Raw genomic sequence first — 12694 nt, 5'->3', positions numbered from 1 at the left:
GGTCAAAGCAAACCACCGGCTAAGCCGGTGGTCGTGATTCATAGGGTGCGCCAGGTATTTCTATACGGATTGCACAAAAAAACAGAAGGAGAAATAGAACATATTACTAAAAATGAAATTCCCTTCAACTAACAATTGACTTTTCCGGAGAGCAGAGTTATTATAAAACCATAAAAACCGAAACGTTTCGGTTTGACAAAAAGGAGGATATTACATATGCCATTAGTTACATCAGAACAAATGTTATTGGACGCACAAAAGGGCGGTTATGCAGTGGGCGCTTTTAATGTGGAGAACATGGAGATGGTGAAGGCCGTGATCGCAGCAGCAGAAGAACTGCGCGCACCTGTTATGCTTCAGACAACTCCGTCTACGGTGAAGTATGGTACACTTGAGACTTATTTCGGAATCGTTGCAGCAGAAGCTGAGAAAGCTACTGTGCCGGTATGTCTTCATCTTGACCACGGCAGCAGTTTTGAACTGGCTGTACAGGCGATCAAGGCGGGATATACATCTGTCATGATCGATGGTTCACATGAAAGCTTCGAAGATAACATTGCAGTGAGCAGGAAGGTTGTGGATGTAGCTAAGGCATGTGGGATACCGGTAGAGGCAGAACTCGGCAAGGTCGGGGGCAAGGAGGATGACCTCGAGGCAGAGGCAGACACCAACACAGATCCGGCAGAGGCAAAGGAATTTGTAGAGCGCACAGGGGTTTCCTCTCTTGCAATCGCGATCGGCACGGCTCATGGATTCTATGCGGGAACACCGGTCCTTGATAAAGAGAGAGTATCCGAAATCAAAAAAGTTGTTTCCGTCCCGCTCGTACTCCACGGTGCATCAGGTTTAAGTGATGAGGATGTCAGGGAATGTGTACAGCGCGGTATGTGCAAGGTGAATTTTGCTACAGAACTTCGCGTTGCATACACAGACGCAGGCAAGAAGCTTCTGGAAGAGAAGCCGGACACCTTCGATCCTAAGAAGTTTGGCACTGTAGGGATGGAAGCTGTAAAGAAACTGGTGATGGAACGCATGAAAGTGTGTGGATGCGACCACAAGGCATAGGTATGGCAGCTACAATCAAAGATATAGCAAAGAAGACGGGACTCGGACTCGCAACAATCTCTTCTTATTTAAACGGGGGAAATGTCAGAGAAAAGAACCGCATCAAAATAGAGGAAGCCATAGAGGAACTTCATTTCGAGGTAAATGAGGTTGCCAGGGGGCTCAAGACGAACAAGACAAAGATCATCGGTATCATCATTCCGGAGCTAAACAACATTTTCTGTGCAGAGATCATTACAGAAGTAGAAGACCAGCTCAGAAGCCAGGGATATGCGACGATGATCTGCGACTGCCGTACAGATGAGAGACGCGAGGAAGAAGCGGTAGAATTCCTGCTCCACAGAAGAGTGGACGGACTGATTATCATGCCCTCCGGGCGACAGGGAAAATATCTGAACCGTTTTACGAAAGCCGGAAAGCCGGTGGTCGTGATCGACAGAAAACTGGACGGAGTCGACTGTGACAGTGTACTGGTTGACAATGAAGGGGCGGCGCGTGACGCGGTCGGGAGGCTTTTGAAAGCCGGACACAGTAAGATCGGTATGATTGCCGGCCCGAAGGATATCTACACAGCACAGGAGAGGTACAGAGGCTACTGCCTTGCATTGAAAGAAGCAGGGATAGAGCCGGAGGCGAGGTTTGCGGCGTGGGGGGATTACACCATCGAAGGCGGCGCGTCGGCAATGAAAGAACTGGTCACCAGAAACCCGGACATGACGGCAATCTTTGTATCGAACTACGAAATGACGATGGGGGCCATCATTGAGATCAATGAATTGGGAATCCGCATACCGGATGAGCTGTCTTTCATCGGATTCGATAACGTGGAATTTGCAAAGGCAAGTATCCCGAAACTGAGTATTGTGACGCAGCCTACGGAAGAGATCGCCCGGCATGTGGCGGCGCTGATGCTTAAGAGACTGGAAGAATCTGGGGATACTGACGGGCATCAGGCTGTGAAGCTGAAAACAAGCTTTGTGGAAGGAAAATCGGTATAATAGCCGCGTGGGAGGTTAGTAATGAAACAATATTTATTAGGAATTGATATAGGGACGAGTGCATGTAAGATCGCCGTTTTTAACAGGGAAGGGCATGTGATCGCATCTGCAAATGGCGATTATCCGGTGTATTACCCCAAACCAGGCTGGGCAGAGCAGAATCCCGAGGAATGGTGGCAGGCAGTATGCTCTGCTGTCAGGGAAGTACTGGAAAAGGGTCAGATTTCAGCAGGGGAGATTGCTGGTATAGGAATCGACGGACAGAGCTGGTCGGCGATTGCGGTTGACAAAGACGGCAATGTGCTGACGAACACACCGATCTGGATGGATACAAGGGCCGCAGATATCTGTGAGGAGCTGAATGAAACAATCGGTTCAGAAGAGATATTCGGGCTTTCTGGGAATTCACTCCAGCCATCCTACACGACGGCAAAGATTATCTGGTACAAGAGGAACCTGCCTGAGGTGTATCAGAATACATATAAGATACTCCAGTCAAACAGCTACATTGCCTATAAGCTGACCGGAGAGATGACACAGGACATGTCCCAGGGATACGGACTTCACTGCTTTAACATGCATACCGGAACATGGGATGAAGAGATGTGCAAAAAGCTTGGAATCCCAAGAGAACTTCTTCCGGAAATCCATCCCTGCCATGAGGTGATCGGCACCGTGACCGGAAAGGCGGCAGAGGAAAGCGGGCTCGCGGAAGGGACACCAGTCGTTGCAGGAGGACTTGATGCGGCATGCGGTACGCTCGGAGCAGGCGTGATCCATCCGGGTGAGACGCAGGAGCAGGGCGGTCAGGCAGGTGGGATGAGCATCTGCACAGACAAGTACATAGCGGATGAAAGGCTGATACTCGGCTATCATGTCGTTCCCGGACAATGGCTCCTTCAGGGGGGCACGACCGGAGGCGGCGGTGTCATGAGGTGGCTGGAGCAGCAGTTTGGTGATTACGAAAGAGAAGAAGGGAAGAGACAGGGAAAAAGCTCTCTGACCTTATTTAACGAGATGGCCGAAAAAGTAGCCCCGGGCAGTGACGGTGTAGTATTCCTTCCTTATATGTCCGGCGAGCGTTCACCTATATGGGACCCGGATGCAAAAGGCGTCTTTTACGGACTTGATTTCAGCAAGACGAAGGCACACTTTATCCGGTCTGCGATGGAAGGCGTTGCATACGCACTGAAACACAACCTGGATGTGGCAAAAGAAGCCGGGGCAGAAGTGAGTGTACTGCGGGCAATGGGCGGTTCGGCCAACTCACTTCTATGGACACAGATCAAATCCGATATTACCGGGAAACCGATTATCGTACCGTCATCCGATACGGCAACGACGCTAGGGGCAGTAATACTGGCCGGTGTAGGCGTCGGGATGTATGAAAGCTTTGAGGAGGCGGTTGCGCTGACAGTGGAAGAGAAGCGTAAGCATGAGCCAAATCAAGAGAATGCCGGGACTTACGGGGAGAATTATCAGATTTATCTGGAACTTTATCATAATTTAAAAGAGACAATGAAAAAAACAGGAGGCAGGTAAGATGAAAGCAGCAGTTGTATGTGCAAACGAGGATGTGCAGTATCTCGAGTATGAGGAGCCGCAGGCAGGACCGGGAGAAGTGAAAGTAAAAGTAAAAGCTTCCGGAATCTGCGGTTCCGATATCCCGAGAGTTCTCCACAATGGAGTACATTTCTATCCCATCGTTCTGGGACATGAGTTTTCAGGCGATGTGGTAGCCGTAGGAGAAGGTGTGACAAAGGTTAAGGTCGGAGACAGAGTATCCGGAGCGCCGCTTCTTCCCTGTATGAAATGTGATGACTGCCAGAACGGGAACTTTTCCCTCTGCAAACATTACAGCTTCATCGGCTCCAGACAGCAGGGAAGTAATGCAGATTACGTCGTGCTCCCGGAGCAGAATGCGGTCGTATTTGACAAGAGTGTTTCCTATGAGCAGGGTGCCATGTTTGAGCCATCCACAGTCGCGCTGCACGGCCTTCTGCAGAATGACTATCAGGGCGGACAGTATGTGGCGATCCTGGGCGGCGGAACCATTGGGATGTTCACCATGCAGTGGGCGAAAATCTTTGGCTCCAAAAAAGTCGTCGTATTCGATATCAGTGATGAAAGACTGGAACTCGCGAAACGCCTTGGCGCAGACGAAGTGATCAATACGACAAAAGAAAATTATATGGAAGAGGCAATGGCGGTTACCGGCGGAAAGGGCTATGCTTATGTATATGAGACGGCGGGACAGGCGCCTACGATGTACATGGCATTTGAGCTGGCTGCAAATAAAGCCCATGTATGCTTCATCGGCACCCCTCATGTGGACCTTACGTTCACACCGGCAATGTGGGAAAACATGAACCGTAAAGAATTCAAACTGACCGGGTCATGGATGTCATACAGCGCACCTTTCCCAGGAAAAGAATGGGAACTGACCGCACATTATTTTGCAACAGGACAGCTGAAATTCGATCCGGGCTTCATCTTTAAGAAAATGCCGATGAGTCAGGCACAGGAAGCGTTCCAGATGTTCAAGACGCCGGGGCTTGTAAAAGGGAAAGTCCTGCTCATGAATGAAGATTAGGAGGTTCAGGCATGATACTGACAGTAACCTTAAATGCAGCGATTGACAAACGCTATGTGGTTGATGAATTTAGGATAGGTGAAGTCAACCGTGTAAAGGAATGTGCCTATACACCCGGCGGAAAGGGCCTGAATGTGTCGAAACCGGCAGCAATAGCGGGAGCCGAAGTAGTGGCGACCGGATTTGTCGGAGGGCATGCAGGTAATTATATAGAAGATTCTCTGAAACCGTTCCATGTAACAAGTGCATTCTATCATCTGGAGGCAGAGAGCCGTTCCTGCATCAATATATGGGACGAGGCAAACAAGGTACAGACTGAATTTCTGGAGCCGGGATTCACGGTGACAGAAGAGGATTTTCAGGGATTCATGGAAACATTTAAAGAGCTTGTACAGAAGGCCGATGTTGTATCCATGTCCGGGAGTGTCCCGAAAGGCCTGGACGGCACAGCATACCAGAGGCTTGTAAAAATCGTGAAGGATGCGGGGAAAAAGGTGATTCTGGATACGAGCGGGAAACTGCTTGAGATGGGGATCGAAGCCTGCCCGACCATGATTAAGCCGAATATCGATGAGATTTGTATGCTGACGGGGAAATCCTGTGACAACATGATGGAAATGATAGAGGCGGCAAAAGAAATCCACAGGCGGGGAGTAGAGATTGTTGCAGTTTCCCTCGGAGGAGACGGCTCCTTCGTCGTATGTGACGAGGGGATCTATCAGGCAAAAGTGCCGAAGATTGATGCGGTCAATACCGTGGGCTGCGGAGACTCCATGATTGCAGGCTTTGCCCTTGGCCTGAGTGAAGGTATGGGGATTGAAGGCATCTTACGCAAGGCAAGCGCGATATCGGCGGCAGCGGCGTTAAGAGAGGAAACCGGATTTTTCGTAAAGGAAGATATGGAAAGAATCTTCCCTGAAGTTGTGATAACAAAATTAACATAAAAGAAAAAAGGAGATATGATTATGGGAACATGTATTAACCCGGCAGATGTGCCAAAAGTAAAGTTTTACACAGGAGAGGAAGTACCATGCGTAGGTATGGGAACATTCGGATCAGACAGATTCACGGCAGAGCAGGTATCAGCTGCAGTGGCAGGCGCAATCCGCTGTGGATACCGTATGTTTGACTGTGCGGCATGCTATGGAAACGAGGACCAGATCGGGGAAGTTTTCAAAGCTGCATTTGATGAAGGTGTTGTAGAACGCAAGGACCTCTATATCATGACAAAAGTATGGAATGATATGCACGACAGAGTGGAAGAATCCTGCAGAAAGAGCATTGCAGATTTACAGTGTGAATACATCGACCTGTTCTTCATCCACTGGCCTTTCCCGAACTATCATGCACCGGGATGTGATGTAGATTCCCGCAACCCGGATTCCAAACCATTTAGTGTAGAGGAATTTATGAGTACATACAGACAGTGCGAAGAACTGGTAGAAAAAGGCCTGATCCGCCACATCGGTATTTCCAACATGACAATTCCGAAACTGGAAGCTGTTCTGCCGGAAATGAAGATTATGCCTGTAGCATGTGAGCTGGAACTTCATGTATGTTTCCAGCAGCAGGAATTATTCGATTATCTTGTGGCACACAATATCCAGCCAATCGGATTCATGCCGCTCGGATCCCCACAGAGACCGGAAAGAGATATGTGCCCGGAGGATGTCGCTGACCTGCAGACACCGGAGATGAAAGAGATCGCACAGGCACACGGAGTGCACCCGGCAACAATCGCCCTGAAGTGGGCACACCAGAGAGGCCAGATCCCGATTCCGTTCTCAGTTCATGAAGCGGAGTATGTAAGCAACTTAAAATGTATGACAGAAGATCCGCTGACAGACGAGGAAATGGCTAAGATCGCAACACTGGAGAGAAACAACAGACTCGTTAAGGGTCAGGTATTCCTCTGGGAAGGCGCGAAAGACTGGCATGACTTGTGGGATGAAGACGGAGTAATTGTAACTTTATAAGTCTGAATATAAATAAAAGCCAGCACGGCACTCATTACCGTGCTGGCTTTTATTTTTGATTTCTGTTGCTTCTGATATCCAATTGTAATATGATAGAAAAATATAGAGAATATCAATATAATACTATGGTTATACAGGAGGCTGAGGGAAGGAAGGTTTGGACCATGTATATTTTATACCAGCGGCTGGCTACTCTGATCAACGGAGAAGATGCGGATACGACAGAATACCATATTGCCAGTGTGATGATGGAGAATATGGACCATATTGTTGAAAATTCGATCGGGGAGACTGCGAAGCTGTGCAATGTTTCGAAATCCACGATCTCAAAGTTTGTCAGAGGCCTTGGCTTTGAAGACTATACGGATTTTAAGTGGGCCGCTATGGGCGAGAAGAAAAAGGAGATATATACAAAGGACGGAAGTACGATTAATATTACGGATTTTATCTGCCAGAACGGAGTGAATACCTATATGGATGTTCTGGCGAGGGATATCCGGCATTTGTTTGAAGGGGCCGATTTCCGCAAGATTGATGCCCTTGTCAGGGATATCCATGAGTATAAGAAGGTTGCTGCTTTCGGAGAAGTCTATTCGGAGACAGCGGCTTTAAACTTCCAGTATAAGATGTCGCTATACAGAAAGTTTGTCTATACGACCATTGACGATATGAAACAGACCCGGTATATTGAAAATGCAGAAGAAGATACAGTTCTTGTTATTTTCTCGAATTCCGGCAGATATATCAATGTATACTCCAGACTGGAAGGCTGCCCGAAGAAGACCTGCTTCGATAAAACAAAGGCAAAGGTAGTACTTGTTACATCCAACGAGAAGATGCGGGATGATCCGCGGGTGGATGACTGCCTGATTCTGGATTATTCTGACAAGGTACAGAACCACCCCATTCTTTACCAGCTCCTTATAGAGCAGATTGCATTGAGATACCAGCAGATCTATGGTTTCCCGCAGGAAAATACAACAGAAGAAACAGAAATAAAAAGATGATACAAGAGAGAAATTACTGAAGGAGTTTCCAATATGCGAACTTTTCAGGAGTTTCTTTTTTTGTTGCTATAATACTAATATAAAAAGGAGAGAGGAGAGGTGAGGATGAGTAAATTGTGGTTCCAAAAGGAAGCTGAAAACTGGAATGAGGCGCTTCCGGTCGGAAATGGATTTCTGGGCGCCATGTTTTTCGGCGGGACTGCATCTGAACGGATACAGGTGAATGAAGATTCTGTCTGGTCCGGTGGATTTATGGACAGGGTAAATCCGGATGCAGGGGCGAATCTGGATAAGGTCAGAAGACTTTTGGATGACGGGAATGTCAGAGAAGCCGAAAAACTTGCGGCCAGAAGCATGTATGGAACATATCCGCATATGCGCCATTATCAGACGCTCGGTGATGTCTGGATTGATTTTGCGGACATGCAGGACGGGCATCAGCTGGAATATACGAAAGATCATTTTCCGGTTGTTAAGATACAGGAGAAGGAAGTCTCGGACTATGAAAGATATCTGGACCTGGAAACGGCCACGGGAGGCATGTCCTACCGGACGGAAGGCGGGACACACGTAAGGGAGTATTTTGCATCTTATCCGGCAGAGGTGATTGTCTGCAGAATCAAAGCGGACGGGAAGAACCTGCTGAATTTCGAGGTGTCTGCGACAAGGAAGGACAACCGGAGCGGCCGGGGAGCTTCTTACTGTGATGGTGTCTGTGCACTGGATGACCGGACGATCTGTCTTCATGGCTGGCAGGGAAACCGGGACGGAATCGGGTTTGAAATGGCTGTTCGGGTAGAAGCATCGGGCGGAACCCGGTATAGTATGGGCAGCCGTATAATCGTAGAAGGTGCGGCAGAGGCTGTACTTTATATTACCGGCAGGACGACATACCGTAGCGGCGATCCCCATAAGTGGTGCATAGAGGCTCTCGCGCGTGCATGTACGCGGGGCGTCAGAGAACTGAAAGCGGAACATGTCTGTGATTACCAGAAATATTTTAATGCAGGCAGACTGTACCTGAAATCAGACGACGGGGGAAAACAATATACAGTACCAGAGCGTCTGGCAAGGATGAGGGAAGGCAGTTCGGATATCGGACTTATCAATATTTACTATGATTATGCTAGATACCTGCTGATTAGTTCGAGCCGGGAACACAGCCTCCCGTCAAATCTCCAGGGAATCTGGAATGAAGAATTCGAACCCGCATGGGGGTCAAAGTATACGATTAATATTAACATAGAAATGAATTACTGGCTGGCGGAAAAAACAGGCCTTTCCGCCCTCCACCTTCCACTGATTGAGCATTTGAAGAAGATGCATGGACACGGGAAGGACGTTGCCGCACGAATGTATAAAGCGAGGGGCTTTTGCTGCCATCACAATACAGATATATGGGGGGACTGTGCACCGCAGGACAACCATACAACCTCGACGATCTGGCCGATGGGCGGGGCATGGCTCTGCCTGCACCTGATCGAACATTACCAGTATACAAAGGACGAAGCATTTATTCAGGAGTATTTTAATATTTTGAGAGACAGTGTTTTGTTCTTTATGGATTATATGGTTCAGGATGCAGAAGGTTTTTGGATCACCGGACCTTCCAGTTCTCCGGAAAATATCTATCTGAATGATAAAGGAGAATTCGGCTGCCTGTGTATGGGGCCGACGATGGATATTGAGATACTGCGGGAACTGTTCAGTGGTTTTCTGGAAATCTCAGCCGGCCTTGGAGTGAAAGACGAACTGTATGCAGATGTCGAAAAGCATCTGAATGGACTGCCGCCTTTAAAAATCGGGAAACATGGCCAGATTCAGGAGTGGCGCAGTGATTATGAGGAAATAGACAGGGGGCACCGGCACATTTCCCAGTTGTTCGCCCTTTACCCGGGCAGCCAGATCAGGATAGGCGGTGCGCCCGAACTTCTGGAAGCGGCAGAGCGGACGCTGGAGAGACGACTTGAATCAGGAGGCGGACACACAGGCTGGAGCAAGGCATGGATTATTTTATTTTATGCACGGCTGGGAAAAGGAAAAAAGGCATGGCAGAACCTGAAGGAACTGCTAAGTAATGCGACTCTTGATAATCTGCTGGATAACCATCCCCCGTTCCAGATAGACGGTAACTTTGGCGGGGCTGCAGGTATTATGGAAATGCTTGTACAGGATTTCCGGGAAGAGGTATATCTTCTGGGGGCCCTGCCGGAAGAACTGGAAGAGGGAAGGGTAACCGGGGTTCATTTGAAGTGTGGATGTGTGATAGATTTCACATGGGCTGGCGGGCATGTTGTGGAGGTTAAACTTCACGGGCTGCGTGACGGAAGTGTACAGATGATGGATGAGAACAGGAAATCTGTGAAGATAAGTTTTAAAAAGAATGAGGATAAAATCATAAAATTCTAATGAAAGGGTGGATAAATAGAATGAAATATGAAGCAATGATCAGAGAGATCATCACCAAAATAGGCGGAAGAGAGAATATTATCAGTGCATACCACTGTGCGACAAGACTGCGCTTTAAACTGAAAGAGGAGTCAAAGGCTGATGAGGCAGGAATCAAGGAGATCGAAGGTGTTCTCTCTGTAATCAAAAGCGGAGGTCAGTTTCAGGTGGTCATCGGGCAGCATGTTGGTGACGTGTATAAAGAGATGACGGCAATGTACAGTCTGGACGGAGAAAATACGGAACTCAAAGATGCAAAAGAGTTTAAAGAAGAGATGAAGGATAAAAAAGTAAGCAGCCGTCTTCTGGACACGATCTCCGGCGTATTTACCCCTGTGCTGGGAATGCTTATGGCAACCGGTGTCATTAAAGGAATTCTGGCACTTCTGACGGCAACGGGGCTTCTGTCAGCCGGGGATGGTACTTACCAGATCCTGAATATAGTGGCAGACAGCTTCTTTAACTTCCTGCCATTATTCCTCGGGTATACGGCAATGAAGAAGTTTGGCGGGACCCCGTTTATTGGCATGGCAATCGGTGCTTCTCTTGTATATCCCTCCATCGCTGTGATTATGGCAGGGGAACCGTTATTCACCGCGTTTAGCGGAACGATATTCGAGTCACCGGTATATGTGACATTTCTCGGAATCCCCGTGATTCTGATGAATTATGCAAGCTCTGTTATTCCTGTTATTATCATCTGCTATTTTGCAGCAAAAGTGGAGAAGTTCCTTGCAAAGAGGATCGGGGACCTGCTTCGTTCCTTCCTTGTCCCGGCACTGACACTTATAATCAGCGTGATTCTGGGACTGCTTATCATCGGACCGGTTGTAAGCTTTATCAGCAGCCTGCTGGGAGCAGGTATGTCGGCACTGTTTAATTTAAATGCGACCATCGCAGGATTTTTGTATGGTGCGCTGATTCAGGTATGCGTCATGTTCGGCGTACACTGGGGATTTGTTGCAATTTCAATCAACAATCTGGCTACGCTTGGTTTTGATCCGATTACCATTGCAGGGCTCGCATCTGCATTCGGGCAGGCAGGGGTCGTATTAGTCATTCTTCTGAAGACAAGAAATAAGAAACTGAAGTCCATATGTGGGCCTGCGCTGATTTCTTCCATGTTTGGAATCACGGAACCGTGTGTATACGGTGTGACCCTGCAGTATAAGAAATCCTTTTTACTGGCCTGTATCGCATCCGGATTCGGCGGTGCGATTATCGGTGCAGCAGGGGTAAAACAGTATATTTACGGAGTGAACGGTGTGTTTGGCTGGCTCCAGACCATTAATCCGGCTGTAGGATTTGATTCCACGACGGTTGCGGCGATCATGGCCTGCGTGGTAAGCTTTGTTGCAGCAATCGTATTGATGCTTATTTTCGGCAAAAATGTGATTCAGGAAACTAATAAATAAAACGCTATGTGCAGTCTTTCTCAATCTGGAGGGAGGCTGTACTTTTTTGCAGATGTTTATATGGAATCTCATGCCTGAAACACAGGGCCGGAACCCTCAAGGCAGCCTCAAGGCTGACCTCAAGGTTGAAAAAAATCTTCCACAATCTCTTTGGGTGATGTATACTATTCTTAGTATGTCGTTTAATTTGTTTACACGGGAGGAAACAGCAGTGTACAAGGTATTACTGGTAGATGATGAAATTCTGGTGCGTGAAGCGATCAGCGCCAAAATTGAATGGAATAAGCTTGGATTTGAACTGGCGAAGGATTGTGAGAACGGAAAAGATGCAATAGAGTTTATGAAGGAGAATCCGGTGGATGTAGTGCTCACGGATATCTGTATGCCATACATAGACGGAATGGGGTTAAGTAAGTTTGTATATGAGAACTTTCCCCAGACAACCATTATTATTTTTAGTGGCTACAGTGATTTTGAATATGCGAAAATGGCAATTCAGTACAAGGTGGCTGAGTATATTCTGAAGCCTGTTACTGCGAAGGAACTCTCCGAGGTTCTTGTCAGGATTAAGGAGAAACTGGACAGTGAGCGCCAGCAGGAGCAGAAGATGGATGAACTGACGAAAGTTTACCACAGCTATACAAAGAACGAATCCCTGATTATTTCCAGAACACTGTCACGCCTTGTAAAAGGGACACAGGAAGTAGAGACGAGCCTGAAGGAGCTGGAGGAATTCGGGATCTCGGTGGAGGGGGATTCCTACCGGGTGGTGGCGGTGGATATTGATGTTTATTCAGACCTGTATGAGGTCGATGACGAGCTGAAGAAGGAGAGTGCACTGATGTCGTTTGTGGTGGAGAATATCTCCAGTGAGATTGTCGGGAACCACAAGGCCGGTCTGGCATACAGGGATTCGGATAACCGGGTCTGCCTTCTTTTCCATACAAACAAACCAAAGGAGTTTGCAGCCGAAGCTGTGAAGATATGCAGTGAGATTAAAGAGACCGTATATGATACGATGAAACTGAGCATTTCGATGGGAATCGGGAAGTATGTGAATTCTCTGGATGAGCTTTATAAGTCATACGATTCGGCGGCCGAGATGCTGAAATACCGCTATACAAAAGGCGGTGGGGTGATCTTCGACTGTGAGAAGTCCAGCTAATAAATGTCAATAGTTAAATGAAAAAAT

Annotated in this window: 10 protein-coding genes; all 10 read left to right on the top strand. The window is 47.8% G+C overall.

The genetic code is table 11. The annotated features are described in order from the left end of the window. Positions 1-216 precede the first annotated feature (216 nt). The 10 genes from DWX43_RS26540 to DWX43_RS26495 all read left to right on the top strand — a co-directional run bounded on the left by DWX43_RS26540 (position 217) and on the right by DWX43_RS26495 (position 12667). A complete protein-coding gene (locus DWX43_RS26540; RefSeq protein WP_109731200.1) occupies positions 217-1065 on the top strand; it encodes a class II fructose-bisphosphate aldolase in 849 nt (282 codons plus the stop codon). A gap of 2 nt (positions 1066-1067) precedes the next feature. Beyond that, the gene (locus DWX43_RS26535; protein ID WP_118623058.1) at positions 1068-2063 is read left to right on the top strand and encodes a LacI family DNA-binding transcriptional regulator; all 996 of its coding nucleotides are present in this window, start codon (positions 1068-1070) and stop codon (positions 2061-2063) included. Positions 2064-2084: 21 nt separating this feature from the next. After that, a complete protein-coding gene (gene xylB, locus DWX43_RS26530; protein ID WP_118623056.1) occupies positions 2085-3605 on the top strand; it encodes a xylulokinase in 1521 nt (506 codons plus the stop codon). 1 nt (position 3606) lies between these two features. Then, the gene (locus tag DWX43_RS26525) at positions 3607-4656 is read left to right on the top strand and encodes a galactitol-1-phosphate 5-dehydrogenase (protein WP_109731197.1); all 1050 of its coding nucleotides are present in this window, start codon (positions 3607-3609) and stop codon (positions 4654-4656) included. 11 nt (positions 4657-4667) lie between these two features. Next, entirely contained in the window at positions 4668-5600 is a 933-nt protein-coding gene (gene pfkB / locus DWX43_RS26520; protein WP_118623054.1) for a 1-phosphofructokinase, read from the top strand. A gap of 21 nt (positions 5601-5621) precedes the next feature. Further along, positions 5622-6632, top strand: coding sequence for an aldo/keto reductase (locus DWX43_RS26515; RefSeq protein WP_109731195.1), 1011 nt, complete (start codon positions 5622-5624; stop codon positions 6630-6632). Between the two features lie 164 nt (positions 6633-6796). Continuing rightward, a complete protein-coding gene (locus tag DWX43_RS26510) occupies positions 6797-7639 on the top strand; it encodes a MurR/RpiR family transcriptional regulator (protein WP_118623052.1) in 843 nt (280 codons plus the stop codon). Between the two features lie 105 nt (positions 7640-7744). Further along, positions 7745-10048: a glycoside hydrolase family 95 protein gene (locus tag DWX43_RS26505; protein ID WP_118623050.1), complete on the top strand. Its 2304-nt coding sequence runs from the start codon at positions 7745-7747 to the stop codon at positions 10046-10048. Positions 10049-10068: 20 nt separating this feature from the next. Next, positions 10069-11502, top strand: coding sequence for a PTS transporter subunit EIIC (locus DWX43_RS26500; RefSeq protein WP_109731192.1), 1434 nt, complete (start codon positions 10069-10071; stop codon positions 11500-11502). Between the two features lie 211 nt (positions 11503-11713). Further along, positions 11714-12667 (top strand): response regulator, encoded by a 954-nt coding sequence (locus DWX43_RS26495; protein ID WP_243099491.1) that lies wholly within the window; start codon positions 11714-11716, stop codon positions 12665-12667. Positions 12668-12694 lie beyond the last annotated feature (27 nt).

This window comes from Clostridium sp. AF19-22AC, from assembly GCF_003479085.1.
In the GTDB taxonomy this organism is placed as follows: domain Bacteria; phylum Bacillota; class Clostridia; order Lachnospirales; family Lachnospiraceae; genus Faecalicatena_A; species Faecalicatena_A orotica.
This window is presented reverse-complemented; position numbering and strand designations above follow the sequence as displayed.

What these genes read in the sequence shown, in the direction of transcription:
- DWX43_RS26540 (WP_109731200.1), top strand. Translation starts at nt 217, where the DNA reads ATGCCATTAGTTACATCAGAACAAATGTTATTGGACGCACAAAAGGGC.
- DWX43_RS26535 (WP_118623058.1), top strand. Translation starts at nt 1,068, where the DNA reads ATGGCAGCTACAATCAAAGATATAGCAAAGAAGACGGGACTCGGACTC.
- xylB (WP_118623056.1), top strand. Translation starts at nt 2,085, where the DNA reads ATGAAACAATATTTATTAGGAATTGATATAGGGACGAGTGCATGTAAG.
- DWX43_RS26525 (WP_109731197.1), top strand. Translation starts at nt 3,607, where the DNA reads ATGAAAGCAGCAGTTGTATGTGCAAACGAGGATGTGCAGTATCTCGAG.
- pfkB (WP_118623054.1), top strand. Translation starts at nt 4,668, where the DNA reads ATGATACTGACAGTAACCTTAAATGCAGCGATTGACAAACGCTATGTG.
- DWX43_RS26515 (WP_109731195.1), top strand. Translation starts at nt 5,622, where the DNA reads ATGGGAACATGTATTAACCCGGCAGATGTGCCAAAAGTAAAGTTTTAC.
- DWX43_RS26510 (WP_118623052.1), top strand. Translation starts at nt 6,797, where the DNA reads ATGTATATTTTATACCAGCGGCTGGCTACTCTGATCAACGGAGAAGAT.
- DWX43_RS26505 (WP_118623050.1), top strand. Translation starts at nt 7,745, where the DNA reads ATGAGTAAATTGTGGTTCCAAAAGGAAGCTGAAAACTGGAATGAGGCG.
- DWX43_RS26500 (WP_109731192.1), top strand. Translation starts at nt 10,069, where the DNA reads ATGAAATATGAAGCAATGATCAGAGAGATCATCACCAAAATAGGCGGA.